At 74.1% G+C, this 25,398-nt stretch carries 23 protein-coding genes; 9 read left to right on the top strand and 14 right to left on the bottom strand.

Features of this window, described 5'->3' with window-relative positions; all coding sequences use genetic code 11:
• The 7 genes from ACIBIW_RS02430 to ACIBIW_RS02400 all read left to right on the top strand — a co-directional run bounded on the left by ACIBIW_RS02430 (position 1) and on the right by ACIBIW_RS02400 (position 7,820).
• Complete coding sequence (locus tag ACIBIW_RS02430) at positions 1 to 792, top strand: SDR family NAD(P)-dependent oxidoreductase (protein WP_399331045.1); 792 nt, start codon at positions 1 to 3, stop codon at positions 790 to 792.
• A complete protein-coding gene (locus ACIBIW_RS02425; protein WP_399331043.1) occupies positions 789 to 1,649 on the top strand; it encodes a polysaccharide deacetylase family protein in 861 nt (286 codons plus the stop codon). The genes ACIBIW_RS02430 and ACIBIW_RS02425 overlap by 4 nt, the downstream gene beginning before the upstream one ends.
• On the top strand, positions 1,646 to 2,659 hold the full coding sequence (locus ACIBIW_RS02420) for an ABC transporter ATP-binding protein (RefSeq protein ID WP_399331041.1): 1,014 nt from the start codon (positions 1,646 to 1,648) through the stop codon (positions 2,657 to 2,659). Before ACIBIW_RS02425 ends, ACIBIW_RS02420 begins: the two co-directional genes overlap by 4 nt.
• A complete protein-coding gene (locus ACIBIW_RS02415) occupies positions 2,656 to 3,675 on the top strand; it encodes an ABC transporter ATP-binding protein (RefSeq protein WP_399331039.1) in 1,020 nt (339 codons plus the stop codon). The genes ACIBIW_RS02420 and ACIBIW_RS02415 overlap by 4 nt, the downstream gene beginning before the upstream one ends.
• Complete coding sequence (locus ACIBIW_RS02410; RefSeq protein WP_399331037.1) at positions 3,672 to 4,928, top strand: amidohydrolase; 1,257 nt, start codon at positions 3,672 to 3,674, stop codon at positions 4,926 to 4,928. Before ACIBIW_RS02415 ends, ACIBIW_RS02410 begins: the two co-directional genes overlap by 4 nt.
• Positions 4,925 to 6,862, top strand: coding sequence for a S9 family peptidase (locus ACIBIW_RS02405; protein WP_399331035.1), 1,938 nt, complete (start codon positions 4,925 to 4,927; stop codon positions 6,860 to 6,862). Before ACIBIW_RS02410 ends, ACIBIW_RS02405 begins: the two co-directional genes overlap by 4 nt.
• A gap of 361 nt (positions 6,863 to 7,223) precedes the next feature.
• Positions 7,224 to 7,820, top strand: coding sequence for a TetR/AcrR family transcriptional regulator (locus tag ACIBIW_RS02400; RefSeq protein ID WP_399331033.1), 597 nt, complete (start codon positions 7,224 to 7,226; stop codon positions 7,818 to 7,820).
• 1 nt (position 7,821) lies between these two features.
• Here ACIBIW_RS02400 and ACIBIW_RS02395 read toward each other — a convergent pair whose 3' ends face one another.
• Together ACIBIW_RS02395 and ACIBIW_RS02390 are read right to left on the bottom strand one after the other, a co-directional pair.
• Positions 7,822 to 8,874 (bottom strand): SMP-30/gluconolactonase/LRE family protein, encoded by a 1,053-nt coding sequence (locus ACIBIW_RS02395; RefSeq protein WP_399331031.1) that lies wholly within the window; start codon positions 8,872 to 8,874, stop codon positions 7,822 to 7,824.
• Between the two features lie 110 nt (positions 8,875 to 8,984).
• Positions 8,985 to 10,040 (bottom strand): SDR family NAD(P)-dependent oxidoreductase, encoded by a 1,056-nt coding sequence (locus ACIBIW_RS02390; RefSeq protein WP_399331029.1) that lies wholly within the window; start codon positions 10,038 to 10,040, stop codon positions 8,985 to 8,987.
• 180 nt (positions 10,041 to 10,220) lie between these two features.
• On the opposite strand from ACIBIW_RS02390, the gene ACIBIW_RS02385 reads away from it, so the two are divergent.
• A complete protein-coding gene (locus tag ACIBIW_RS02385) occupies positions 10,221 to 12,035 on the top strand; it encodes a flavin-containing monooxygenase (RefSeq protein WP_399331027.1) in 1,815 nt (604 codons plus the stop codon).
• 75 nt (positions 12,036 to 12,110) lie between these two features.
• Here ACIBIW_RS02385 and ACIBIW_RS02380 read toward each other — a convergent pair whose 3' ends face one another.
• The 9 genes from ACIBIW_RS02380 to ACIBIW_RS02340 are packed head-to-tail and all read right to left on the bottom strand — an operon-like array spanning position 12,111 to position 21,286.
• On the bottom strand, positions 12,111 to 12,623 hold the full coding sequence (locus ACIBIW_RS02380) for a 3-isopropylmalate dehydratase (protein ID WP_399331025.1): 513 nt from the start codon (positions 12,621 to 12,623) through the stop codon (positions 12,111 to 12,113).
• Positions 12,620 to 13,870 carry an aconitase family protein gene (locus tag ACIBIW_RS02375; protein WP_399331023.1) on the bottom strand — a complete coding sequence of 417 codons (1,251 nt, stop codon included), beginning with the start codon at positions 13,868 to 13,870 and terminating at the stop codon, positions 12,620 to 12,622. Before ACIBIW_RS02375 ends, ACIBIW_RS02380 begins: the two co-directional genes overlap by 4 nt.
• Positions 13,867 to 15,150: an aconitase/3-isopropylmalate dehydratase large subunit family protein gene (locus ACIBIW_RS02370; protein WP_399331021.1), complete on the bottom strand. Its 1,284-nt coding sequence runs from the start codon at positions 15,148 to 15,150 to the stop codon at positions 13,867 to 13,869. The genes ACIBIW_RS02375 and ACIBIW_RS02370 overlap by 4 nt, the downstream gene beginning before the upstream one ends.
• A complete protein-coding gene (gene leuD / locus ACIBIW_RS02365; RefSeq protein WP_399331019.1) occupies positions 15,147 to 15,743 on the bottom strand; it encodes a 3-isopropylmalate dehydratase small subunit in 597 nt (198 codons plus the stop codon). Before leuD ends, ACIBIW_RS02370 begins: the two co-directional genes overlap by 4 nt.
• Positions 15,744 to 15,802: 59 nt before the next feature.
• Complete coding sequence (locus tag ACIBIW_RS02360; protein ID WP_399331017.1) at positions 15,803 to 16,882, bottom strand: ornithine cyclodeaminase family protein; 1,080 nt, start codon at positions 16,880 to 16,882, stop codon at positions 15,803 to 15,805.
• The gene (locus tag ACIBIW_RS02355; RefSeq protein WP_399331015.1) at positions 16,879 to 17,949 is read right to left on the bottom strand and encodes a hypothetical protein; all 1,071 of its coding nucleotides are present in this window, start codon (positions 17,947 to 17,949) and stop codon (positions 16,879 to 16,881) included. Before ACIBIW_RS02355 ends, ACIBIW_RS02360 begins: the two co-directional genes overlap by 4 nt.
• Positions 17,946 to 19,172 carry a M24 family metallopeptidase gene (locus ACIBIW_RS02350; RefSeq protein WP_399331013.1) on the bottom strand — a complete coding sequence of 409 codons (1,227 nt, stop codon included), beginning with the start codon at positions 19,170 to 19,172 and terminating at the stop codon, positions 17,946 to 17,948. The genes ACIBIW_RS02355 and ACIBIW_RS02350 overlap by 4 nt, the downstream gene beginning before the upstream one ends.
• A 3-nt stretch (positions 19,173 to 19,175) precedes the next feature.
• Positions 19,176 to 20,780, bottom strand: coding sequence for an MFS transporter (locus ACIBIW_RS02345; protein WP_399331011.1), 1,605 nt, complete (start codon positions 20,778 to 20,780; stop codon positions 19,176 to 19,178).
• Positions 20,781 to 20,815: 35 nt separating this feature from the next.
• Positions 20,816 to 21,286, bottom strand: a complete 471-nt coding sequence (locus ACIBIW_RS02340; protein ID WP_399331009.1) for a MarR family winged helix-turn-helix transcriptional regulator — start codon at positions 21,284 to 21,286, stop codon at positions 20,816 to 20,818.
• Positions 21,287 to 21,440: 154 nt separating this feature from the next.
• On the opposite strand from ACIBIW_RS02340, the gene ACIBIW_RS02335 reads away from it, so the two are divergent.
• Entirely contained in the window at positions 21,441 to 22,283 is an 843-nt protein-coding gene (locus tag ACIBIW_RS02335) for an IclR family transcriptional regulator (RefSeq protein ID WP_399331007.1), read from the top strand.
• On the opposite strand, the gene ACIBIW_RS02330 is transcribed toward ACIBIW_RS02335, so the two are convergent.
• From ACIBIW_RS02330 to ACIBIW_RS02320, 3 genes are all read right to left on the bottom strand, one after another.
• Entirely contained in the window at positions 22,234 to 23,166 is a 933-nt protein-coding gene (locus ACIBIW_RS02330; protein WP_399331005.1) for a PDR/VanB family oxidoreductase, read from the bottom strand. The two genes, ACIBIW_RS02335 and ACIBIW_RS02330, sit on opposite strands and share 50 nt — an antisense overlap.
• Positions 23,167 to 23,243: 77 nt before the next feature.
• Positions 23,244 to 24,320, bottom strand: coding sequence for a Rieske 2Fe-2S domain-containing protein (locus tag ACIBIW_RS02325; RefSeq protein ID WP_399331875.1), 1,077 nt, complete (start codon positions 24,318 to 24,320; stop codon positions 23,244 to 23,246).
• Between the two features lie 172 nt (positions 24,321 to 24,492).
• Positions 24,493 to 25,341, bottom strand: coding sequence for a universal stress protein (locus ACIBIW_RS02320; RefSeq protein ID WP_399331003.1), 849 nt, complete (start codon positions 25,339 to 25,341; stop codon positions 24,493 to 24,495).
• Positions 25,342 to 25,398 lie beyond the last annotated feature (57 nt).

Genomic DNA, 25,398 nt, shown 5'->3' with positions numbered 1-25,398 from the left:
ATGCTCGACTACCGGGACCAGTTCACCGGCGCCCGGGTGGTGGTGACCGGCGCCGCCGGGATCTTCGGCACCTGGATCGCGGAGGCGTTCGCCGCCGCGGGCGCCGACCTGCTGCTCACCGACGCCCGCGAGGAACCCCTCGCGGCGCTCGCCGACCGGCTCGGGGCCCGCCGCCTCGCCGCCGACCTCGGCGACGGCGCGGGCCTCGCCGCCCTCGGCGACGCGGTGGAGCACACCTGGGAGAGCCCCGACGTCCTCGTCAACAACGCCGGGCTCTACCCCCGCACCCCGCTCGCCACCACCGGCCCTGAGGAGGTGCGCCGCATCCTCGACGTCAACGTGGTCGCGCTCCACGAACTGACCCGCCGCGCGGTGGCCGCGATGACCGCCGCCGGAGTGCCCGGCAGCATCGTCAACATCAGCTCGGGCGCCGCCGTGCGCCCCGGCGCCGGCGGCTCGGTGTACGCGGCGAGCAAGGCCGCCGTGGAGGTGCTGACCAGGTCGCTCGCCCTCGAAGCCGCCCCGCACGGCATCCGCGTCAACGCGGTGCAGCCCGGGTTCGCACCCGGCAGCGAGGTCAGCGCGCTCGGCGCCGGCCATGTCGCATCGATGCGGCGCCGTATCCCCCTCGGCCGCACCTCGGGCCCGGCCGACGCGCCCGCCGCCGTGCTCTGGCTGGCGTCGGGGGACGCGTCGTTCGTGACCGGGACCACCCTCGCCGTGGACGGCGGCAGGACCGCGGGCGACCACACACCGCCGCCCGCCGCACCCGCGGAAGGAGACGGCCGATGAACGGCCCCTACCCCTGGCCCGAAGGGCGGCGCGCCGGGCTCTGCGTGACGTTCGACTTCGACGGCGAGTCCCCGATGCTGTGGCGGCGCCGCGACGATCCGCCGCACGACGTCGGCGAGTTGGAGCAGCGCCGCTACGGGCCGCGCCGCGGCGTACGGCACGTCCTCGCCGCCCTGGAGCGCACCGGCGTACGCGCCACGTTCTTCGTGCCGGGCTGGATCGCCGGCACCTACCGCGGCGCGGTCGCCGAGATCCACGCCGCCGGGCACGAGATCGCCCTGCACGGCTGGCTCCACGAGCCGCCCGCCGCACTCGGCGCCGACGAGCTGCGCACCACCCTCACCCGCGCCCGCGACCTCCTCGGCGACATCACGGGAACCGCACCGGCCGGCTACCGCTCGCCCAGCTTCTCCATGCCGCCCGACGCGTTCGGCACCCTCGCGGGGCTCGGCCTCGGCTACGACAGCTCCCTCATGGGCGACGACCGGCCCTACCTCGTGGACGACGTGGTGGAGGTCCCGGTGGACTGGGCCACCGACGACGCCGTCTACTACCGCTACACCGGCCACAGCGAGACCCGCCCGCCCTACGGCGCCAGCGTGCTGTACGACGCCTGGCTCGGGGAACTGGAGGGCGCGAGGGAGGCGGGCACCCTGGTCAACCTGACCGTGCACCCCTGGCTCTCCGGACGCCCGGCGCGCGTGCTGCGGCTGCGTGAACTGCTGGAGACCGCCAAGGAGTTCGGCGACATCTGGATCGGCACCGCGGGCGAACTCGCCGCCCACCACCGGGCCGCTGGGGCGTCCCACCCCGCCTCACGGCAGGTCGGCGCGGACAGCCTCGGGTGGCCGCGGTGAGCGCCGCGCAGGCCACCGCCGCGGTGGCGGACGACGACACCGTGCTGGACGTGCGGGACCTGCGGGTCTCCTTCGGCCCCGGGCTCGACGCGGTGGACGGGCTCACCCTGAGCGCGCGGCGCGGCGAGACCGTCGCGGTCGTCGGCGAGTCCGGGTGCGGCAAGACCCTCAGCGCGCTCGCCCTCGCGGGACTGCTCCCCGAGGGCGCCACCGCCACCGGGTCCGCGCTGCTCGACGGGGACCAGCTCGTCGGCAGGAGCGAGCGGCAGTGGCGCGCGCTGCGCGGCACCAGGGTCGGCATGATCTTCCAGGACGCGGCCACCGCGCTCAACCCGCTGATGGCCGTGGGCGCCCAGATCGAGGAGGTCATGGCCATCCACGGCACCCACCGCAGGGCCGAGCGGCGCGAACGCGCGGTGCGGCTGCTGGAGTCGGTGGGCGTCCCCGACGCCGCGGTGCGCGCCCGCAGCCATCCGCACCAGCTCTCCGGCGGCATGCGCCAGCGCGTGATGATCGCCATGGCGCTCGCGGGCTCGCCCGACCTGGTGGTCGCCGACGAGCCCACCACCGCGCTCGACGTCACCGTGCAGGCGCAGGTGCTCGCGCTGCTGCGGGAGTCCACCAGGGACGCCGCGGTGCTCTTCATCACCCACGACATGGGCGTCGTCGCGGAGATCGCCGACCGGGTCGTCGTGATGTACGCGGGCCTCGTCGCCGAGGCGGGGCCGCTCGCGGAAGTCCTCGACCGGCCCCACCACCCGTACACCGCCGCCCTGTTGGCGTCCGTGCCGGACCCGGACGACCCCCGCGAGGGCGAACTGCCCACCATCCCGGGCCGGGTGCCGCCGCTCGGCGAGCGCGGCGCGGGCTGCCCCTTCCTCGACCGCTGCCCCAAAGCTCGCGACCGCTGCCGCGAACGCCCGCCGCTCACCGAGGTCACCCCGGGCGGCTCGGCCGCCGCCTGCTGGTACCCGGAACACACCGCCGCCCGTGAGGAGGCACCGTCATGACCGCCGCCACGGAGCCCGCCACCGCCACGGAACCCCTGGTCAGGGCCGAGGGGCTGACCAAGCGCTACCAGGTGCGCACCCCCGCGGGGCGGCGCGCCCTCACCGCCGTCGACCGTGTCGACCTCACCGTGGGACCCGGCCGCATCGTCGCCGTGGTCGGCGAGTCGGGGTGCGGCAAGTCCACCACCGGGCGGCTGCTGCTCGCCTTGGAACGGCCCACCGAGGGCACGGTCACCGTCGGCGGGCGGGACGTCAACCGGCTCGGCAAGAAGGAGCTGCGGCTGCTGCGCCGTGACATGCAGCCGGTGTTCCAGGACCCGTACGACTCGCTCAACGGCCGGATGAGCGTCGAGCGGATACTCTCCGAGCCCGCCAGGGTGCACGGTGTCCCCCTCGGCGGCCCCGGCGGCGCCCGCCCCGTCGCCGAACTCCTCGACCTGGTCGGCCTCGCGTCCTCGTACGCCGAGCGGCACCCGCACGAGCTGTCCGGCGGCCAGCGCCAACGCGTCGCGATCGCACGGGCCTTGGCGCTCGACCCGAAGTTCGTGGTGTGCGACGAGGCGGTCTCCGCGCTGGACGTCTCGGTGCAGGCGCAGGTCGTCAACCTGCTCAGCAGGCTCCAGCGCGAACTCGGCCTCGCCTACCTCTACATCAGCCACGACCTCGCCCTGGTACGGCACCTCGCCCACGAGACCGCCGTGATGTACCTCGGCCGCGTCGTCGAACAGGGGCCCACCAAGGCGCTGTTCGCCGATCCGCGGCACCCGTACACCCAGCTCCTGCTGGCCGCCGTGCCCCGCCCCCGGGTGCGCCGCGACGGCGGCACCGAGGCCCGGCGGGCCACCGTGCGGGCCGGGGAGCTGCCGAGCCCCCTCGACCGGCCCCCTGGCTGTGTCTTCTCCACCCGCTGCCCGCTGGCGACGGACCGCTGCCGCACCGAGGAGCCCGCCCTGCGGGAGGTCGCGGGCCGCAGGGCCGCCTGCCACTACGCGGAGACCGCGGAGGCGGTGGCATGAGCGCGGGGAACACCGCGGCGGGCGCCCGGTTCGCCGCAGCGGCGCGAGCACGCACCGGGGCCGTCGCCGACGAACTCCTGGAACTCAGCCACGCCCTCCACGCCCGCCCCGAACTGCGCTTCGAGGAGCACGAGGCGGCAGGGCGGCTGCGCGCGCTGCTCGCCGGGCACGGCTTCGCCGTCGAGGAGGGCACCGGCGGCCTGCCCACCGCGTTCCGCGCCGAACGGGTCTTCGGGGAGCCGGGCGCGGGCCCGGTGCTCGCGGTGTTCTGCGAGTACGACGCGCTGCCCTCGCTCGGGCACGGCTGCGGGCACAACGTGATCGCCGCAGCGGGCGCGGGCGCCGCCCTCGCCACCGCCGCCCTCATGGCAGAACACGGCGCCAAGGGAACGCTGTTGGTGATCGGCAGCCCGGGCGAGGAGGGCGGTGGCGGCAAGGTGCGGCTGATCGAGGCCGGGGTGCTCGACGGCGTCGACGCCGCGGTCATGGTGCACGCGGCCGGATATGACGCGGTGTCACGGACCAACCTGGGGCGGCTCTCCCTCGAAGCGGTCTTCACCGGACGCGCCTCGCACGCCTCCGCGGCGCCCGAGCGCGGCAGGAACGCGCTGGACGCGGCCACCCTGCTGCTGGTCGCGCTCGGGCTGCTGCGCCAGCAGCTCACCCCGGACTCCCGGGTGCACGCCAAGGTGGCGGAGGGCGGCCAGTCCATCAACATCATCCCCGAGCACACCAGGGTCGAGCTGTTCGCGCGCGCCACCGACAGCGGCTATCTGCGCGGACGGCTGCTCGACGCGGTGCACGACTGTGTGCGCGGCGCGGCCATCGCCACCGGCACCGACTACACGTTCGGCGAGAAGGCGCCCGCGTACGACCCGATGGACCCGAGCCCCGTGCTCACCGCACTCGCCGCGGACGCCTTCGCCGCGCTCGGCAGGCCCATCCCGCCCGGCAGCGGCTGGGCGGGACCCGCGGGCTCCACCGACATGGGCAACGTCAGCATGCGGGTGCCCGCGCTGCACGCCTACGTGGACGCGGTGCCGGGCGCCGCCCTGCACACCAGGGACTTCGCGGCGGGCGCCGCCTCGCCGCCCGCCGACGCGGCGGTGCTCGACGGCGGCGCCATGCTGGCGGCCGTCCTCATGGCGCTGTTCACGGAGCCTGAACTGCTGGAACGGGCCCGCGCCGCGTTCGCGGAGAACCACTCGACCAGCCCTGGAAGCAAGGGCGTTGCGGACGGGGGCGGGTCATGAGCGGGCGCCGTCCCGGCACCATGCCGGAGGACCTGGCCGCGCTGGCGCTCGCCGGAGCGCCCGCACTCGCCCCCGACGGCACCTGGGCGGTGTGCTCCGTACAGCGCACCGCCCCCGACCGCACCCGCCACCACGCGCACCTCCTGCGCTACCCCACCGGGCCCGGGGCCCCGCGCGTCCTCACCGACGAGGGCGCCTGGTCCGACACCGCGCCCGCGGTCTCGCCCGACGGCTCCCTGACGGTCTTCCGCAGCGACCGCGACGGCGCCCCGGGACTCTGGCTCGTGCCCTCGGCGGGCGGCACCCCCGAGCCCGTCGCGGGCGCCCCCGAGGGGCGGCCCGTGGTGTTCGCATGGCTCGACGCCGAGCGCGTCGCCGCGGTGTACGCCAGGCCGGACGGCACCCGGGCGCCCGCGCCCGTGGTCATCGACTGGCTGCGGTACAAGGCGGACGGCGCGGGCGGCCCCGTCGAACCCCTGGACACCCTGTGGCTGCTCACCGTCGGCCGCGACGGGCGGCCCGCCGACGCGGCCAGGCTCGTCGAGGGCGGCCCCGCCCGGCGCCTCGGCACCCCGGTGCCCGACGGTGCGGGCGGTGTGTTCTACACGGTGCGCCCGCGGCACGCGGACACCGCGGAGCCCGGCGGAGAAGTGCGCCGGCACACCCCGGCGACCGGCGCCGACGAGTCGGTGTGGCGGGCGCCCGCGCCGGTCCGCGCGCTGGCGGTGACCGGCTCCGGGCGCCCCGTCGCGCTGGCCCCCGGGGCCGCGGGCCACAGCGTGGACCCACCGCGGCTGTGGTGGGCGGACGAGGGCGCGCCCGTCTTCCCCGGCCAGGACCTGGAGTGCGAGTACTCGGTACGGGCCGACGCCCGCCCCGGCGGCGCTGCCCGGCTGCTCGCCGCCGACGGGGAGCGGATCGTGTTCGCCGCCACCGTGCACGGCGAGGCCGCACTCTACGCGGGCACGTCCGACGGTGGCCCCGCGCGCCGCCTCACCCCTCCCGGGCGCTCCGTCACGGACTTCGCGACCGCCGCGGGAACCACCGTCTGCTGCCTCGAATCGGCCACGGAGCCGGTCGAGTTGTACACGGTGGTGCCGGGCGGGCGCCGTCTGTCGGCGCTGAACACCGCGTGGGCGCGGGCGGCGCGCCCGGTGGCGCCCGAGGAGGTGTCCCTCACCTCGCCGGACGGCCTCCCCCTGCGCGGGCTGCTGTACCGCTCGCCCACCGCCCGCCGCGGCGACGTGCTGCTGCGGCTGCACGGCGGCCCCCATATGACGTACGGCAACGCGTTCGACGTGGAGACCCAGAGCCTGCTGTCGGCCGGTTTCCATGTGCTGCTGCCGGAGATACGCGGCGGCTCAGGCCGCGGCGGCGCCTTCCGCGCGCTGAGCGTGGGGGAGTGGGGCCGCGGCGACCTCGCGGACGTGCTGGCGTTCGCGGACCATGCGGTCGCCACCGGGCTCGCGGACCCCGACCGGCTCTATCTGAGCGGCGGCAGCTACGGCGGCTACCTCGCCAACTGGACGGTGACACGCACCGGCCGCTTCCGCGCCGCCGTGTCGGAGCGCTCGATCTCCAACCTGCTGTCCAAGTACGGCACTTCGGACAACGGCTTCTCCGTCAACCGCCACGAGTTCGGCGGCGCCGACCTGTTCGACGCGGCGGGCGCCGCCGAGCTGTGGGACCGCTCACCGCTCGCGCACGCGGCGGCGGTCACCACGCCGCTGCTCCTCGTCCACGGGGAGGTCGACCAGCGCTGCCCCGTCGAGCAGGCCGAGCAGTTCTATGCGGCCCTGCGCCGCCGGGGACACGACGTCACCCTCGCCCGCTACCCCGGCGCCTCCCACGACTTCGCCTCCGCGGGCCGCCCCGACCACCGACTGCACCGGCTCGGTCTTATCCTCGACTGGCTGCGCGCGCACGCGTCGTAGCAGGTGTCATGCCGGGCCGCCTCGCCCGCCCCCCGACGGGCGAGACGGCCCGCGTCATGGGACCGGGTTATCCGTGTGCCTCTCTCGTCCCTGGTGAAGCACCAGGAAAACAGCCACCGCTCTCTGTCGGCTCTCATCCGCCTCTCACCGCTTGACAGCCCCGTGACCTTGGAAGACGGTACGCCGCGACCGAGCGCGCAGGGCGGGCCCGCGCCCTCAGCAGGGGCGGTGCGGGGGAAGGCCGCCGGAATTCGCGGTGGTTCACCACCCCGGCGTGGTGAACCGGAGACCGCCGTCGCCGTCGTTCCCCAGGAGCCACACGGCCGCGTCGGCCCGCGTGAGGTGGTATTACCCTTTTCGCGTGACGAAGCCCACCGATCCCCCGGCCCCGGGGCCGCAGGTCGCGCCGGGTCGGGCCCCGGCCAACCAAGGCCGCCGGGTTGCCGCGCGCAACCGGGCCGCCCTCATCGCCGCCGCCCGCGAGGTCTTCGCGGAGCAGGGGCTCAGCGCCCCGCTGTCCGCCGTCGCCCGCCGCGCCGGGGTCGGGCAGGGGAGTTTCTACCGGCACTTCGCCGATCGGGCCGCCGTCGCCTCCGCCGTCCTCGACGAGAACGTGCGGCAGATCGAACAGGCCGCCGAGGAGCCCGCTGCCGACCTCGCGTCCGTGCTGGGTGTGGTCACGTGGAGCCTGACCCGCTCGACGGCCTTCGTCGACCTGCTGCGGGTCCAGGGCGACGAGGCGCACGCACGGCGGCTGGCCGACCGGGTGCGTACCGTTCTCGGCGGCTGCCTGCCCGCCGCGGGGAGCGACCTGACCGCCGACGATCTCATGCTCGCCGTCGCCATGGTCTCCGGCGCCGTGGGCGGCCCCGACCTCGTGGACCGGGAGCGCGTGGCGCTCGCGGCCTGGCGGCTGCTCGGCATCGAGGTGGGACCGCTGCGGCCGGCCGGCCCGTGAGTCAGCCGCCGTTGGACAGGCGGATGCCCTTCGCCAGGGGTGTGAACGCGTAGACGTAGCCGCCGGAGGGGCCGCTGACCGTCATGTACGCCTTCCTGCCTCCCGGTGCGATGGCGACGTTGGTGGCCGATTCGAGCCCCTTCGCCTCCTTCGCGGGGATCTCGACGGTCCCCAGGCGCGCTCCGTACTCGCTGAAGACCGCCATCGCCGGACGGCCGTGCAGCGCCTGGTAGAGGTTGCCCTCGGCGTCCACGCCGATCGAGTCCGTCTGGGCCAGGCCCCCGTCGACGTGGATGGCCTCGTGCCGGCTCTTCACTGTCGTCCTGTCGGCGTCGAGCAGCAGGTACGAGACCGTGTCCGTGGCCAGTTCGCTGATCCACAGACCGCGCAGGCCGGGGTCGAACATCACGCCGTTGGGGTGCGCGAGTCCGTCGGCCAGGACCGAACTGCCCCTGCCGTCGCGGTCGATGCGCACGACGCGGCCCTCGGCCTCGCCGGTCCTCATGCCCTGGAGGTCGCTGATGTACAGGTTTCCGTCGTCGTCGAAGACGATGTCGTCCGGGTTCATCACCGAGCCGTCGACCTCGCCGGAGAAGAACACCCTCGGGTCCGAGCCGTCCTGGGCCAGGCTGACGATGCGGCCGGAGCCGTAGTCGGTCAGGTAGACGCGGCCGTCGCGCGGGCTGATCTGCGCCGAGGTGAAAGCGCTCGTCCTGTCCGTGTAGACGCCCTTGTGCGCGCCTGTTTCCACATCGACCGAGAGGAGTTTGGGCGCGCCGGGCGGCGCCGTGACGTCCACGACGTACAGGTCACCGGCTCGGTTCAGGACCGGCCCCTCAAGAAGGGTCATGCCGGTGGCCTGGTGGGCGTCGGTGACGTGCGCGATCCGGGTGGCGTGCAGAGTGCGCCCCTCCGGGGAGGCGGGGCGGGCGTCCGCGGGGGCGGCCCGTTCCGTGCCGCATCCGGTGGACAGCGCGAGGAGACCGAGGGCCGCCGCCAGTGCCGGCAGGGCGCGGGAAGCACGCGGCCGGGGCATTCGGGTCGGGAGGGTCATGCGGGGGACTGCTCCGTTCTGTGGGCTCGTGGGGGGTCGTCGTGGGCGTGGGGGCCCGGTGGGTCGTCGTCCGGCGCCGGGGTCTGCGGGGCCCGGACGGCCCGGCCGGGTCAGGCGGCCGACCAGCCGCCGTCGGACGGCAGGATCGCGCCGTTGACGTTCACGGCGTCCTCGCTCAGCAGAAAGGTGATGGAGGCGGCCAGTTCCCCGGCCATCGCAAGACCGGGGATCGCCACCCGCATCCGCGCCGTGCGGGACGAGCCGTAGGGAGCGCCCTTCGGCACGTGGATACCGGTGGCGACGGCGCCCGGCGCCACCGCGTTGACCCGCACGCCCGTGCCCGCGTACTGGTACGCCGACGCCTTCGTCAGGCCGACGAGCGCGTGCTTGGACGTCGTGTAGGCGGCGCCGGCGGCCGAACCCCGCAGTGCGGCCTCGGAGACGATGTTGACGATCCGGCCGCCGCCCGCCGCGAGCATGCCGGGCACCACGGCGCGCATCAGGAGCATCGGGCCGTCGACGTTGACGCGCATGACGCGTTGCCATACCTCTGCGTCGACCTCGTGCACGGCCGCGTCGTCGTCCATCACGCCCGCGACGTTCGCGAGTGCGTCGACCCGCCCGCCCGCCGCGACGACCACGGCGGTGGCGGAGGCGGGTTCTGTGACGTCGGCGGGGACGGGCACGATGGCGCCGCCCAGTTCGGCGGCCAGGGCCGTGAGCCTGTCCTCCCGGACGTCGACGGCCACGACGCGCCCGCCCTCGCGCACGACGCGTGAGGCCACCGCCCGGCCGATCCCGGAGGCGGCGCCGGTGACGACGACGGTCTGGCCGGCGAACCGGTCGGCCGTGACCCGCTCCGTCCACGCCTCGGGACCGCCGCTCTCGCTGCCGGGACCGGTCGTCGGTACCGGGGCCGGAGCCCCGGCCGCGGGCGGCGCCCCGGTGGGTTCGCTGGCCCCGGCGGCGGCGACCAGCGTGTCGACGAGTTCCGCCGGGAGAGCCCCCGTCCGCGACCGCGCGAACCGCTCGAGCGGCAGCCCGAGGTCGGGGACGAGATCGCCTTCGCTCCGGTCTCCCAAGGCCAGCATGCCACGCAGCACTTGCCCGGCGGCGGGGTGCGCGAGCCAGTCGCGCAGCGGGGAGGCACGGGTGAGTTCGGGCATGAGGGGCCTTTCCTGGTGAGTGCGTGACCGAGCGGCTGGCGCCTCGGCGGGTTGCTGCGGACCCTACCGGACAGCCTTGTCCGGTTGTTGGGTTACGGTACTCACGACCGTGCGGCACGCCCGGCGCGAGCCCCGCGCCGCACCGCTCCCCACGAACTCCCCACGAGAGGAAGCCGACGCATGCCCCTGCCCCCCTGCGCCGCAACTCCCCCCACCCCGCAGGAGACGGCCGCGCTGCGCGAGCGCTACCGCACCGAACGCGAGCGCCGCGTCCGCCCCGACGGAACAGCCCAGTACCGTTCCACCACCGCCGAGTTCGGGTACTTCGCCGCCGACCCGTACGCGGGGGACGTCCCGGAGCGCGAACCGCTGCGCGACACGGTGGACGTCGCGATCGTGGGCGGCGGGTTCGGCGGGCTCCTGGCGGGCGCCAGGATGCGACAGCGGGGCGTGCGGAGGGTACGGGTCATCGAGAAGGGCGGCGATTTCGGAGGCACTTGGTACTGGAACCGCTACCCCGGCGTCCACTGCGACATCGAGTCCCACGTCTACCTGCCGATGCTCGACGAGACCGGCTACGTACCCGAGTGGAAGTACGCACCGGGCGAGGAGATCCGGCGGCACGCGGTCCGGATCGCGAAGCGCTTCGGCCTCTACGACGAAGCCCTGTTCTCCACCGTCGTCACCGCCCTCACCTGGGACGAATCCGCCCATCTGTGGACGGTGTCGACCGACCGCGGCGACGAGTTCCACGCCACCTATGTGGTCACCGCCACCGGCACGCTCTCCGAGCCCAAGCTGCCCGGCATCCCCGGCATCGAAGACTTCAGGGGCCACACCTTCCACACCTCACGCTGGGACTACGCCTACACGGGCGGCGGTCCGGACGGTGGCATGACGGGCTTGGCCGACAAGCGCGTCGGGGTCGTCGGCACCGGCGCGACCGGCGTGCAGGCCATTCCGATGCTCGCCGCGGACGCCCGGCACCTGTATGTCTTCCAGCGCACCCCCTCCGCCGTGGGCGTGCGCGGCCAGCGCCGCACGACGGCGCGGGACGTCGGTGCCGACCGGCCCGGCTGGGCGGGCGAGCGCCGGGAGAACTTCCTGCGGATCGTCTCCGGGGAACCCGCGGAGCGGGACCTCGTGGCCGACGGCTGGACTGAGTCGGCGGGTCTGCTGGAAAAGCTGCTGCCCAGCTTCCGCCGCCCGGACGACCCGGACTTCGAGGCCCGCTACGAGGCCGCCGACCACGCCGCGATGAACCGGATACGGGGCCGGGTCACCGCCGAGGTCACCGACCCGGCGACGGCGGCCGTCCTCCAGCCCTGGTACCGCTACGCCTGCAAACGTCCCACGTTCTCCGACACGTACCTGCCCGCCTTCAACCGTCCCAACGTCACGCTCGTGGACACCGCCGACACGCACGGCATTGAGCGCATGACAGAGCGCGGAGTCGTCGTCGGGGGCGCGGAGTTCGAGATCGACTGCCTCATCATGGCGACCGGCTTCTCGGTCGGCGTCTCCGGCGTCACCTCGGGCACACTGCCGGTCAAGGGCCGCGACGGCGTCGCACTGCTCGACGTACTACGGCGTACGGGACCGCGTACCCTGCACGGTTTCACCGTCCACGGCTTCCCCAACCTGATCCAGCTCGGCCCGCAGCAGAACGCCAGCAGCGTCAACTTCGCCCACATCTTGGACGAGCAGGCCGGCCACGCGGCGGCCCTGGTCGCCGCCGCCGAGAAGCAGGACGCCGTCCTCGAACCGTCCCCCGAAGCGGTGGACGCCTGGCTCACGGTCTGTGCCACCGGGGCCGCCGACCACGCGTGGTTCCACGCGGAGTGCACCCCCGGCTACTACAACGCCGAGGGGCGGGGCCGTCCCAACGGCCCGAACGCCTACCCCCACGGCGCGGTCGCCTTCCACGACCTGCTGCGGCGGTGGCGGGAGAAAAGTATGAGCGATGTACTACGGCCCCACCACCGGCTCGCCTGAGCCGCCGCGGCCTTGGCCGACCCGGGCCCACGCTCCCCGGCATCCCCACGCAGGTGAGGCCCCGGCGCCCCGGGCTCAGCCCTCCGCCGGTGTGGCGAAGAGTTCGGGGCGCTTGCGTGCCAGTGCGATCAGTCCGCCCGCCGCCAGCATGTCGACGAGGAACGGGTCGGCGGGCGCGCCGTGGCCGGTGGCGCCCGAGGCGGGGTCGGTGACCTCGCCGCTCGTGAGGTCCACCCGGAGCGGTGCGCCGGGGGTGGCGAGGGCGGTGATCCCCCGCACCTCGACGGCGGGCAGGCCGATCTCGAAGCAGTTGCGGTAGAAGGTGCGGGCGAAGGACTCGGCCACCACACAGCCGATGCCGGTGGCCGCGAGCGCCTTCGCCGCGATGGCACGCCCCGACGACTGCCCGAAGTGACGACCCGTCACCACAATGTCACCGGAGGCAACTTCGCGGGGAAAGCGGGGGTCGAGGTCTTCGAGTACATGCTTGGCCATCACCTCCACGGGCTCGAAGACGTACTCCGGTTTGACCAGCCGGTCGGTGGGGATGTTGTCGCCGAACACCCAGCAGCGGCCCTCGAACCTCACAGTGCGCTCCTCTCCGCGATCGCGCCCGCCGCCGCCGAGGCCGCCACGGTCCCGGCCGACGCGAGGTACATCTCCGCCTCCGGACTGCCGTTGCGGCCGGGGAAGTTGCGGGCATGGGTGGACACCGTCGCCTCGCCCGCCGCCATCGCGCCCATGTTGATGGCCTGGTTGGAACCGGTGCTCGGCGGGAACCAGTTGGCGCCCGCCGAGTGCAACTCGGCCACCAGGCCCTCCCGCAGCGCCTCGGCGAACACCTCGCGGCTCGACGGCACGATGTTCAGCCGGGTGCCGGGGTGCACGGTACGGCCCCGCAGCACCTCGGCGGCGACCCTGATGTCCTCGGTCCTGCCGCCGCCGTGCCCGCCCAACTCGGCGTACTGCACCGGCCGTCCGGCGACGTCGGCGACCGGCTTCGCGTTGCCGACCGTCGGCGGGCACGCGATCTGCGGCACGACGTCGCTCACATCGTGCCGCAGCACCGTCGCCGCCTCCCCGCCGTCGCCGTGCGGGATCTCCTCGGACAGCCCGCCGGGCAGGGCCCGTACGAACGCCTCGGTGACCTCGTCGGGCTCCACGTAGCTGCACTTGGCGCCGAGGTCCACACAGAGCAGCGGGAACAGCCAGCGGTCCCAGAACCCGAGCTGCTTGACGTACGGGCCCGCGAACTCTAGCGCCCGGTAGTTCAGCGCGCCCTCACCGATCTCCGCCGTCAGCCACATGGCGACGTCCCGGGGCGTGGTGCCGGGGCGCGGCGCCCCGTGCAACTCGATCCTGACCGTCTCCGGCACCCGGAACCACGCCTTGTCGTACGGCAGCACGGTCCCGGCGTGGGAGTCGTTGCCGAGCGCCACCGCGAACGCGCCCAGCGCCCCGTGCACCGGGGTGTGGCTGTCGGAGCCGACGACGATCATGCCCGGCTTGACGAACCCGCCGCGCACGGCCGCGTGGTGGAGGTTGCCGCTGCCGCAGTCCAGCAGGTTGACCCCGGTGCGGCGGGCCCACTCCCGGTTGTGGTGGAGCACGTCGGCCTGGCGCTCGGTGGGCGGCGAGTAGTGGTGGTCGAACACCATCAGGGTGCGCTCGGGGTGCGGGATCGGCCGCCCCACCTGCTCGTCGTACACCCGCGAGGTGAGGTAGCCGCTGAGGTCGTGCATCAGCAGCCGGTCCACCTCGGCGACGACGATCTCGCCGGGGCGCACGGACGCCCTGCCGCTCGCGCGCGCGAGGATCTTCTCGACCAGGTTCACGCCAGCACCTCCGAGGGGTCCGTGATGACACCGGTGATCGCGGAGGCGGCGGCCGTCGCGGGGCTGCCCAGATAGATGCTCGACTGGTAACTGCCCATGCGCCCCTGGAAGTTGCGGTTGGCGGTGGAGAGAGTGGCCTCGCCGTCCGCCATCGCGCCGCCGTTGCCCGCGCAGGCACCGCACCCCGCGTTGGTGATCATCGCGCCCGCCTCGATGAGGGTGGCGAGCACCCCGCTCGCGGACGCCTTCGCCAGCACCGCGCTCGACGCGGGCGTCACCACGAGCCGCACCCCGTGCGCCACCTTGTGCCCGGCGAGCACCTCCGCCGCGATCGCCAGGTCGTCGTACTTGGCATTGGCGCAGGAGCCGATGAAGACCTGGTCGAGGCGGGTGCCGCTGACCTCGGACACGTCGACCACGTTGTCCACGGTGTGCGGCACCGCGATCTTCGGGGTGAGCGCGGTGGCGTCGAGCACCACCGTGTCGCGGTACTCGGCGCCCTCGTCGGGCAGCAGCACCTCGTACCCGTCGGGACCCACCCCCGCCTCGTCGGCGAGGTAGGCCCCGGTGGTGGCGTCCGGCGCCACGTACGCGTTCTTGGCGCCCATCTCCATCGCCAGGTTGCAGAACGTCATACGCTCCGACACCGACCGGGAGCGCACATACGAGCCGCCGAACTCGGCCGAGCGGTACGTGAGTCCGTCGGCGCCCAGGTCCCCGATCAGCTTCAGCATCACGTCCTTGGCGTAACTGCCCGCAGGCAGCTCCCCCTCGATCTCGACGCGCACCGACTCCGGCACCTTCACCCACAGCTTCCCTGTCACCCAGGCCGCCGTGATCTCGCTGAAGCCGACTCCCGTGCCGAACGCGCCGAGCGCCCCGTAGATCGTGGAGTGCGAGTCCGTGCCGATGACGAACTGCCCCGGCCTGACGAGGCCGTTCTCCATCAGCACGATATGCGCGATGCCCGCGTTGACGTCGTAGAAGTGCTTGATGCCCATCCGGTCCGCGAACTCCCGGCAGAGCCGGTGGTCGGCGGCCGTCTTCGCGTTCATCGCGGGCGAGATGTGGTCCATCACCATCGCCACCCGGTCCCGGTCGTACAGATCGGTGGCGCCCATGCGCTCCAGCGTGCGGATGCAGCGCCAGCTCGCGGTGTGGCTCATATACAGGTCGGGATAGGCGTCCACGATCTGCCCGGGGGCGAGCCCCGAGAGCCCCGACGCCCGCTCGATCGCCTTCTGCGCGAACGTCCTCGGCGCGCTTGCCGTCCCGCTCATCGTCCCGCCCCCTCCCGTCCCTGCCGCTGCCCCCGGCTGTTCCCGTCCTCCGCCTCGCGCATCAGATGGGGGATGAGCCCGCCGTCCGCGAGGATGTCCTTCAACCCCTGGGGATACGGGGCGAAGTGGAAGGTGCGGCCCGCCGTCTCGACGGTGCCCTCGTCGTAGTCGACCCACATCTCGCCCGCGCCGCCCGCGGCGCCGAACGCGTCGACCGCCTCCGGGCACTCCACGGCGACAAGACCTGTGTTGATGGCGTTGCGGAAGAACACCCGGGAAAACGAGGCCGCGACGACGGCCCGTATCCCGGCGCCGATGAGGCAGGTCGCGGCCTGCTCCCTGGCGCTGCCGCAGCCGAAGTTGCGGCCCGCGACGACCACGCCGCTCGCCCGCAGCGCCCGCTGCACCTCGGGCCCCAGCGGCTCGAAGGCGTGCTCGGCCAGCTCCGCCGGGTCGATGCTCACGAGATAGCGGCCCGGGATGATGACATCGGTGTTGACGTTGTCGCCGAAGGTGATGGCGGGGCCCCCGACACGGGGCGCGGCGCCCCCGCCGTCCGGGGGCGGTCCAGGGGCGGTGATGTGTGCGGTCATGGTGCGCTCTCTCCTCCTGCCGTACGGGTCCGTGGTGCCCGGGGCGTGCGCCGCCGCGCTCACGGGCTTGTCTCCTCCAGCAGCCACTCCGTGGGCACCTCGTGCCCCAGTCCCTGCTTCTCTGCGAGCGCGAGCGCCCGCGCGCACACGGCCGCGAACTGCACGCCCATACCGGTGTTGTTGGCGAACACCGTGATGTCGTCCCGGGAGGCGCGCCCGGGGGCCTCGCCGAGCAGCAGCTCGCCGAGTTCCCTGATGTCCTCCCAGCCGAGCCGGCCACGCTCCACCGGGCCGAGGATGTCGAACTGCTTGTCGTGGTGGACCTGTTCGCGCGAGAGCACGGTGACACGGTCCGCCCGGTCGAAGGTGGTGTCGTCCAACTCCCGCCGGGTCGCGGTGCCGTCGGGCGAGGTGATCGCGGTGACATGGGTGCCCGGGTCGAGCCAGGCACCGTCGAAGCAGGGCTCCATGGCGGCCGTGGCACAGGTGACGATCTGGCATCCCGCCACCGCGTCCCTGCGCTCGTCCACCGCGACGACCCTGCGCCCGGTGCGCTCGCTCCACACCGCCGCGAACCGCTCCCGGTGCTCGGGCGTCGGGCTGTACACCCGCACCTCCTCGATCCCGGGCCGCACCAGCAGCAGCGTCTCCAGGTGCGCCTCCGCCTGCCACCCCGAGCCGAACATGCCCGCCACCGTGGCGTCCTCCCGGGACAGCTCCCTGATGCCGAGCGCGGAGGTGGCGCCCACCCGCATCTTCTGCACATAGCTGTCGTGCAGCATCGCCAGCGGCTCCAGGGTGGTGAGGCTGTACAGCGTCACCAGGCCCACGTAACGGTCCCCGGGCGCCGCCGGGATCAGCCTGCGCCGCCGCACCCCGCTGGGCAGGGTCTCCACCCCCGCCATGTCCGAGGTGATCCGCAGCGCCCACACCCCGCTGGAGACATTGCCGCCCTCCTGCGACTTGAAGCGGAAGCCGAAGCCGGGCCAGCGGTCGTCCCGCACCGGGAAGTAGGTGTGGTTGCGGGGCCGGTTGGCGCCCTCGCCGGTGGACAGCTCGCGGTACGCGGTGGCGAGGGTGTCGAGGCACTCCTCCGCCGTCAGCACCTTCTGGATGTCGTCGTTGGACAGAATCCTCACGCGCCGCCCTCCCCGCCGTCGCCCGCGGCGCCCGTGAGGCGTTCCGCGCCGTCCCGCGTGACCCGTACGGTGTCGGCGGCCTCCGCGTAGCCGCCCGCGCCGAACAGCACGTCCACCCCCACCGCCACCACCGCGCCCGCCGCCAGCGCCTCGCCCGGCGGGCGGCGGTGGTACTCGCCCGCCGAAGCCAGGTCGGCCTGGTTGGTCCAGCGCACCCGGGCGTCCGCGTCCCGCGGCAGCCCGGCGAGCGCGGGCGCCGCCGCCTCGGCCAGCGTCCGCGCGCTCGCCCCCTCGCGTACGGCGGCGACCGCCGCGTCCAGGGCCGCCCGCAGCGCGCCCGCCCAGGGGCTCGCCCCGGCGTCCGCGATCCTGGCCGCGTGCAGCCAGCCCGTCCTGAACTGCCCCGTGGCCGCGACCGTCGCCGCACCGTCGGGGGCGCCCGCCGTCACACACTTCACGTCGAGGAACCCGGCGCCGCGCACAAGGCGCTCCACCGTCGCCACCCGCTCCCGTTCCCCGAGCCCGTCGGCGGCGGCCGCGTCGACCGCGGAGCCGACGACCGCGCCGCCGCGCCGCAGCAGCGCAAGTTCCGCGGGCGACACCACCGCGCGCCTGTCCCGTACCAGCGACGGCAGTTCACGCACCGTCAGACCCGGTAGCGCCGCGCGTACTTCGGCCACCACGGGGGCGGGCCAGCGGTCCGCGTCGACCAGGCCCACCGTGGCGCCCGCGCGCCCGCCGAGCAGCGCCGACACCAGCGCGCCGAAGCCGCGCCCGCTCTCGATGCGGTCCACGGTGGAGATCCGCCGCATCCACGGGTGCACCCGGGGCGACAGCTTCGTCAGGAACACGCTCTCGCCGCTCACCGGCACCGCGAGCACGCCCTCGTTCCAGTAGATGCAGAGGTTGGTCAGATACGCGATGTCGTCGGACGCGTACACGTCCCCGTACACCAGCGCCACGTCGACACCCGCCCCGGCCAGGTCGTGGCGGAGCGTGTCCATCCGCCCCCGCCACTCGGCCCCGGGCACCTCCGCCTCGTCGAGCACCACGAGTCCGCGCTTCACGCCGCCACCCCCTTCTCGCTGTGGAACAGCCTGCGTTCGGTGTCGATCAGGACCTCGCAGCCGTCCGCCGTCACCCGCACCGGATCGCCCAGCACGTGGTAACCGGCCAGCGGTGTATAGGTGTTGGGGTGGATGATGAACACCGCGTTCTCCGGCAGCACCGTCTCGTTGCCCTCGATGATCGGGGTCTCGTCCAGGTGGAGACCGTGGCCGTGGCCGCGGACCCTGGTGTACTGGCTGGTGCAGTACTCGCCGAGGCCGTGCGCGCGGAACACGTCGTTCTGCGCCTTCGCCACGTCGTGCGCGGTCACCCCTGGCCTGGTGGCCGCGATCCCGGCCGCCACCGCCTCGTCGAAGAGCGCGAAGGAGCGGCGCTGCCCGTCGCTCGGCGGGCCCACCACGGCGGAGCGGCAGATCTGGAGCCAGTAGCCGTCCATCTGCGGGGTGAGTTCGGTACGCACCATGTCGCCGGCCTCCAGCACCCTGGGGGTGGGCGCCGTCATGCCGCGCACCTCGTCCTTGCCCGAGGCGATGAGCATGAAGTTGTCCTCGGCGCCCAGCAGTTTGATGCGCGCCTCCACCTCGGCGACGATGCGGTACTCGGGCAGGCCGGGTTCGAGGACGTCCACGAACGCCTCCCAGCCCGCCGCGCAGACCGCGGCGCTGCGCCGCATCCTGGCCAGCTCCCAGTCGCTCTTGACCATCCGCACCCGGTCCATGAGCGTGGTCGCCGACACGAACTCCACACCGGGCAGGGCCCGTTCGAGCGCGGCAGCGAGCACCGCGGGCAGCAGCTCCGCATGCGCCACCCCGACACGGCGCGTCCCGAGCGCACGCAGCGCCTCGACGAGCGGCGCCGGGTCGAACACGTCCACCTCGGCCGCGGCGTCGACCCAGCCGCGCCCCGAGAGCACCGGCAGGTCGCCACGGCGAGTCGAGAACGCGGTGACCGGAGCCCCGGGCCCCGCGGGGAAGAGCACGAGGGACGAGGAGCCCTCGGCGCGTGCGTCCGTGAAGTAGCGGACGTTCTCCCTGCGCCAGCCGGGCCCGTAGGCGAGCAGCGCGTCGAGGCCCTCGTCGGCCAGCGCGGCCCGCACCTTGGCGTGCCGCAGCGCGCGCTCGGCGGTGTCGGCAGCGTTGTCGGTGGCGTCGGGGGTGGGGGAGGCGGTCGGGTCGGTGTTACGAGACGGTGCGAGCGGTGTCGCTGCGCGAGCCGTTGACATCCTTCACCTGCCTGATTCCTGGTCGTACGGTGCGGTGAACTTCGGTGCGAGTACGGGGGGTTCAGGGGCCCTGGCGGTACGCGGCGGGCGGCCGGGCGCCGGGGCGGACGGCGACGGCGGTGCCATCGCGTCGGCGATCTGCTCGATGGTCCTGCCGCGGGTCTCGAACACGGCGAGCAGTCCCGCCGTCCCGGCGAGCGCGGAGACCACCGCGAACAGCACGAAGAAGAGGTAGCTCGACGAGTGCAGCGCCAGCACCCAGCCGATGACGGTGGGGATCACCAGACCGCCCACCTTCTGCCAGGCCGCCGCCCAGCCGAGCCCGGTCGCCCTGCGCACGGTCGGGTACAGCTCGCTGGCGTACACGAACAGGGTGCTGCCCGCGATGCCGCTGCCGAAGAACGTGGCGACGCAGCCGAGCACCACCACCGTGGTGGTGCCGTCCGCCGCGCCCCACCACAGGCAGAACCCGCCGCTGAGCAGCAGTCCGAGCGCGATGGTGGGCCGCCGCCCCGCGCGCTTGGCGGTGAGGCCCGCGAGGAGCGCGCCCAGCACCCCGGCCGCCGTGATGATCGCGGTGTAGGTGAGGCTGCCCAGCAGCCCGATGCCCTTCTTCTCCAGCACCGAGGGCAGCCAGGTGGAGAGCCCGTAGAGGAAGGCGCCCGCGCACAGCTCCATGAACCAGAGCGCCACGGTGTGCCGCAGATAGCGCCCGCGCAGCAGCGCGAGCACGGAGCCCGGGGTGTCCCGGGGGGTGTGTTCGCTGCCGGGAGCGTGGGTCGTCGCGGGGTGTGCGGTGGGTGCGGTGGGTGTGGTCCCGGCTCCGGTGGGGGTGGCCGTGGTGGGTGTGGTCCCGGTGAGTGAGGTGACGACGGTGCGGGCGCGCTCCGTCCTGCCGCTGCGCAGCAGGTAGCGCACGGACTCCGGCAGCACCGCCGGCATCACGGCGGCCACCAGCACCGGCGCGGTGCCGATCCAGAACATCGCCCGCCAGCCGAGCGGCGGCACCACCGCCGCGCCGACCAGGGCCGCCACCGGCAGCCCGATGAGCCAGGCGGCGGTGGCCGCGGTCACCAGCGGCGCCCGGTGCCTGGACGGCACGAACTCCGTGATGTACGGCAGCACGACGGCGATCTCGGCGCCGAGCCCGACGCCCTGGCAGGCGCGCGCCGCCATCAGCGAGGGGTAGTCCCAGGCCAGCGCGGCCATGACGGAGAACCCGGCGAACACCAGCAGACAGCAGGCCAGCGGGAACCTGCGGCCGAGCCGGTCGGAGAGCACCCCGGTGACGGCGGCGCCGACCAGCATGCCGAGGAAGAGCGCGGAGCTGAGGTAGCCGGCCTGCTTGCTGCTGAGGCCGAACGCGGCCACCGCGCCCGGCAGGATCACACCGGTGGTGTTGATGACGAAGCCGTCGAGGAAGTGGCCGGTGATGGCGGTGCCGTAGATGAGGGCGTGCCGTCTGGTGAACGCCGAGCCGTCGAGCGCGGCGAGCAGTTCCGGGCCTGGATCGGTTGGGGAGTGTGGGGTGGGGTGGGATGAGGTGCTGGGGTCGGTGTGCGGTGCGTCGCTGTCCGGTCCTTGACCGGCGGTGCGATCGTGCGTCACGAACGTGCCACCTCCTCGTGGCGTGCGCCCCCCGTTCAGCGGTCGTCGAGGTTTCCCTGGACGTCGGTGTAGAGCTGCCGGAGTGCCGGGAGGACCTGGTCCTGTAGCTCTCGCGGCATGTTGGTGGTGAGTTCCGAAGTGAACTTCGCCAGTGCCCCGTCGGCGGCCTCCAGGGCCGCCGTGCCCGCCTTGGTGAGTGCGAGCCGCATGGTCCTGCGGCTGGTCTCCGAGGGGGCGCGGGTCAGCAGTCCCTGGTGGACGAGCTTGTCGACGCTCTCCGACATGGTGGAGAGATTCCTCCGGGCGAGCTTCGACAGGGCCGTGAGCGAGGTGTTGCCCGCGTCGACCCTGGCGAGGATGCGGTACTGCCTGATGGTCAACGGCTGGCCGAGCGAGGCGAGGATCTCCGTCTGGAGCCTGGTCAGCCGCCCCCCGAGCGCGAGCAGCACCTCGCCAAGCGTGTCGCCCGGGGCGGGGGATGCGGGGGTGGATTCTTCACGTGCCATCAGTTTGGCTCCCGTACTGTCCGGTGCCCGAAGTATTGCCGATGCCGTGGAAGCTACAACCGCCTCGGGACGGGCGGCAAGGGGTCGTCGGCAACTTCTCGGACATCGCCGCAAGGCCGTTGACCCCGGCGGTGGGCGGGCCGACGATGGCGCCATGGCAGCACCACGAACGACGCGGGAAGGACCAGGGCACGGCGCCGCGAGCCCGTCCGTGACCAGCCGCGCCCTGCGGGTGCTTGAAGTGTTCGCGCCCAGCGCGCCGGTGCGCACCCTCACCGACATCGCCCGGCACACCGGGCTGCCGCTCACCACCGCCCACCGCCTCGTCGGCGAACTGACCCGCTGGGGCGCCCTGGAGCGCGACGGCGAGGGCGGCTACCGCATCGGGCTCAGGCTCTGGGAGGTCGCCTCGCTGGCGCCGCGCGGCCTCGGGCTGCGCGAGCTGGCCCTGCCGCAGCTCTCCGACCTGGTCCATGTCACCGGTGAGAACGCGCAGTTGGCCGTGCGCGAGGACCTGTCCGTGGTGTACGTGGAACGGCTCGCGGGGCGCGGCGCGGTGCCCGTGCTGACCCGGGTGGCGGGGCGTTTCGCGCTCACCCCCACCGGCGTCGGCAGGGTGCTGCTCGCGCACGCGCCGCCCGAGGTGCAGGAGCGCGCCCTCAGCGGCCCGCCGGCGCGCTGCACCCCGCGCACCGAGTGCGACCCCGGTGCGCTGCGCCGTGCCCTCGCGGAGGTGCGCCGTACCGGCGTCGCCATCTGCGAGGGGCAGGTCACCCTGGACAGTGTGTCCGTCGCCGCGCCGGTCCACGGCCCCGAGGGCACCGTGGTCGCCGCGGTGTCGGTGGTGGCACACCTGGGCCGGGTGGAGCCGCACACCCTGGTGCCGCTGGTACGGGTGGCGGCGCGCGGCATCTCGCGGGCGCTGGGCGCGGACACCGCGCCGGACCTCACAGGTCCAGTACGAGCCGCCCCGAGCGGCAGCGCGACACACAGATGAACATGATGTCGTTCGCGGCCCGCTCCTCTGGCGTCAGCAGCGAGTCCCGGTGGTCCACCTCCCCCGCGACCACGTCCGTCTCGCAGGTGCCGCAGATGCCCTCCCGGCAGGACGACAGCACCGGTACGCCCGCCTCCTCCACCGTCTCCAGCACCGAGCGCCCCGGCGGTACCGTCAACGTCAGCCCGGACGCGGTCAGTTCGACCTCGAAGGAGCCGTCCCCCGCGGTCGCGGAGGCGTCGGCGGGCTTCGGTGCGAAGCGTTCGGTGTGCAGCGCCCCCTGCGGCCACCCCGCGCACCGCTCCTCCACGGCCGCGAGCAGGGGTTCGGGGCCGCAGCAGTAGACCGCGGTGTCCTCGCGCGCCGGGGTGAGCAGCGCCGCGAGGTCGAGCAGCCCCGTCTCGTCCTGCGGGCACAGCTCCACCAAGTCGCCGTACATGGCGGTGAGTTCGGTGGCGAAGGCCATGGAGGCGCGGGTACGGCCCCCGTACACGAGCCGCCAGGGTGTGCAGGACGCGGCCACCTCGGCGATCATCGGCAGCAGCGGGGTGATGCCGATGCCGCCCGCGACGAACAGATAGCGGTCGGCCGTGACCAGCGGGAAGTTGTTGCGCGGGCCCCGCACCCCGACCGCGGCGCCCTCGGTCAGCGTCTCGTGCACATGCCGGGAGCCGCCCCGCCCGTCGGGCTCGCGCAGCACCGCCACCCGCAGCGCGGAGCGGTCGCCCGGGTCGCCGCACAGCGAGTACTGCCGTTCGAGCCCGGGCCCGAGCAGCAGGTCCACATGGGCGCCCGGCTTCCACGGCGGCACCGGTGCGCCGTCGGGGCGGGTGAGGGTGAGCCGTACCACCCCGTCCGCGACCGTCTCGCGGCGGGCGACCACGGCCGGGAAGCCTCCCGGACCGCCGTCGAACCCGCCTTCCCCCGGGGCCTGTTGGGTGTCCTCTGTCGCCGTGTCCGTCACCGTGCCGACCCCGCGGGGGCCGCCGCGGCGCCCGCGGTGCGCAGCCGCTCCAGGATGCGCCGGGCGGCGAGGCCCCCGGTGTCGATGTTGATGCTCAGCTCCTGGTAGGCGTCGGCCTCGGCGGCGACGGCGCGCTCCAGCACGTCGAGCGCCTCGACGTCCTGGAGGACGACGGTGCGGTTGTTGTCGTGCAGGAAGGACGAGACACGTGCGTCGCCCGGCGCGAAGTCCCGTGCCACGGCCCAGAAGTCGTGGGTGGAGTTCTCCGTCTCGGGCACGATCGCGTACACCACCTCGACGTGGAAGGCGTCCGGGTCGGAGCCGTCGGGGCCCGGCGGCGGGGTGCCGACCGGGGCGATCCTGCTGTGCAGCAGGTACAGGCAGGGCGCGTGGTACTCGATGTCCTGCCAGCGGGTGATGCGCCCGGTGATGCCGGTGGACTCGGCGTAGAACGGCGGGCAGGCGGCGTCGTCCATGTGCCGGCTGACCCGTACGATGCCGGCGGCCTCGTCGGTCTCGGTGGTGATCGGGGTCTGCGCGACCTCGGGGGTGCCGATGTAGCCGCCGTGCAGATAGGTCTCGTGGGACAGGTCGAGCAGGTTGTCCACGAGGAGTTCGTACCGTGCGGCCAGCGGCTCCATCCCGGAGACGGTGGTGTAGCCGGGGTCGGCGAGCCAGGGCGCGCGGGGGACCAGCTTCTCGTCGGCGGCCTCCCGGTCCCCGATCCACACCCATACGAACGAGTCCGACTCCACCACGGGGTACGAGGTCAGCCGCGCCGACCGCGGTACCCGCTTCTGCCCCGGCACCGCCACGCACACCCCGTCGGCGCCGTAGGTGAAGCCGTGGTAGCCGCACACCAGCCGGTCGCCGACGAGGTGGCTCGGCTGCTGCGACAGCGGGAAGCGGCGGTGCACACACCGGTCCGACATGGCCGTCACGGCACCCGCCTCGGTGCGCCACAGCAGGACGGGCTCCCCGCACACGGTCCTGGAGAAGGGCTCCCTGCCCACCTCGGAGCCGTACGCGGCCACGTACCACTGGTTGCGGATGAATGAAGACATCGGTGACATCGGTGACGTCGGTGACATCGGTTCCGCCCCTCTTTGCTGGTGTCCCAGGCTCTGCGGCGTCCCCGGCGCGGAGCGGGTCGCGCGCCGCACGGACACCTTCAGCGTGCCCGCCGGGGGCGTACCGGCCCAGGCGCACTTCCGCTCAACGGAAGCAAAGGGGGGCGGGCCCGCCTCAGGGCACCACCGCGACCGGCACCGGGCAGCGGTGCATCACCACATGGGTGGCGTGGCCGGTGCGCGGCGGGGCCATCCGGCTCCCGGAGCGGCGCCCCACCACCAGCAGCGACGCGTCCCGGGCGGCGCGCACCAGCTCCTCGCCCGGGTCGCCGTCCAGACACCGCGCGGTCACCGGGACCCCGGGGTAGCGGTGCCGCCAGGGCGCGAGCGCCACGGTGAGCCGGTCGGCCTCCTCTCTGGCGTGCCGGGCGTCGGCGTCCGGGATGCTGGTGGTGGCCGCGGCGCCGCGGCCCACCGCGACCACATGGAGCGGCGCGGAGCGGTACGCGGCCTCCTCGAAGGCGAACGCCACCACGTCGTTGCCGGGGAACTCGGCCCCGAGGCCGAGGACGACGGGCCCGTGCCGCGCCGCCTCCCCGGGGCCCTGCGGGCTGTCGGGGCGGACCAGCACCACCGGCCGCTCCCCGCGGGCCACCACGGACTGCGCCACGGAGCCGACCAGGAAGCCGTGCACCCCGCCTATCGCCCGCGACCCGAGGACCAGCAGCTCGGCGTCCCGCGCCGCCGCGAGCAGCACGGGCACCGGCGGCCCCGTCACCATTTCGGAGTGCACCCTGAGCCCCGGGTGCTCCGCGCGCAGCAGCGCGGCGGCGGTCCTGGGGGTGGCCTCGACACGGGCGCGCTCGGTGCGGGCGTCGGTCAGCGCGAGGCGGCGCGGCTGCCACTCCCAGGCGTACACCGCGTGCACCGGGAGGCCGCGGGCCACCGCCTCGTCGGCCGCCCAGCGCACCGCGGCCCTGCTCTCCGGAGACCTGTCGAATCCGACGGTGATGGAGCGCGACATGAGCGCTCCCCCTTCCCTGCGGCCGGGGATCGCGGCGACGCCACTTCCATGGTTGCG

It is taken from the genome of Streptomyces sp. NPDC050560 (assembly GCF_044457285.1).
GTDB lineage: Bacteria > Actinomycetota > Actinomycetes > Streptomycetales > Streptomycetaceae > Streptomyces.
This window is presented reverse-complemented; position numbering and strand designations above follow the sequence as displayed.

Bases quoted from the DNA above. Each gene is read 5' to 3' on its own strand.
- ACIBIW_RS02430 (WP_399331045.1), top strand. From the start codon at position 1: ATGCTCGACTACCGGGACCAGTTCACCGGCGCCCGGGTGGTGGTGACC.
- ACIBIW_RS02425 (WP_399331043.1), top strand. From the start codon at position 789: ATGAACGGCCCCTACCCCTGGCCCGAAGGGCGGCGCGCCGGGCTCTGC.
- ACIBIW_RS02415 (WP_399331039.1), top strand. From the start codon at position 2,656: ATGACCGCCGCCACGGAGCCCGCCACCGCCACGGAACCCCTGGTCAGG.
- ACIBIW_RS02410 (WP_399331037.1), top strand. From the start codon at position 3,672: ATGAGCGCGGGGAACACCGCGGCGGGCGCCCGGTTCGCCGCAGCGGCG.
- ACIBIW_RS02405 (WP_399331035.1), top strand. From the start codon at position 4,925: ATGAGCGGGCGCCGTCCCGGCACCATGCCGGAGGACCTGGCCGCGCTG.
- ACIBIW_RS02395 (WP_399331031.1), bottom strand. From the start codon at position 8,874: ATGACCCTCCCGACCCGAATGCCCCGGCCGCGTGCTTCCCGCGCCCTG.
- ACIBIW_RS02390 (WP_399331029.1), bottom strand. From the start codon at position 10,040: ATGCCCGAACTCACCCGTGCCTCCCCGCTGCGCGACTGGCTCGCGCAC.
- ACIBIW_RS02385 (WP_399331027.1), top strand. From the start codon at position 10,221: ATGCCCCTGCCCCCCTGCGCCGCAACTCCCCCCACCCCGCAGGAGACG.
- ACIBIW_RS02370 (WP_399331021.1), bottom strand. From the start codon at position 15,150: ATGAGCGGGACGGCAAGCGCGCCGAGGACGTTCGCGCAGAAGGCGATC.
- leuD (WP_399331019.1), bottom strand. From the start codon at position 15,743: ATGACCGCACACATCACCGCCCCTGGACCGCCCCCGGACGGCGGGGGC.
- ACIBIW_RS02350 (WP_399331013.1), bottom strand. From the start codon at position 19,172: ATGTCAACGGCTCGCGCAGCGACACCGCTCGCACCGTCTCGTAACACC.
- ACIBIW_RS02340 (WP_399331009.1), bottom strand. From the start codon at position 21,286: ATGGCACGTGAAGAATCCACCCCCGCATCCCCCGCCCCGGGCGACACG.
- ACIBIW_RS02335 (WP_399331007.1), top strand. From the start codon at position 21,441: ATGGCAGCACCACGAACGACGCGGGAAGGACCAGGGCACGGCGCCGCG.
- ACIBIW_RS02325 (WP_399331875.1), bottom strand. From the start codon at position 24,320: ATGTCACCGATGTCTTCATTCATCCGCAACCAGTGGTACGTGGCCGCG.
- ACIBIW_RS02320 (WP_399331003.1), bottom strand. From the start codon at position 25,341: ATGTCGCGCTCCATCACCGTCGGATTCGACAGGTCTCCGGAGAGCAGG.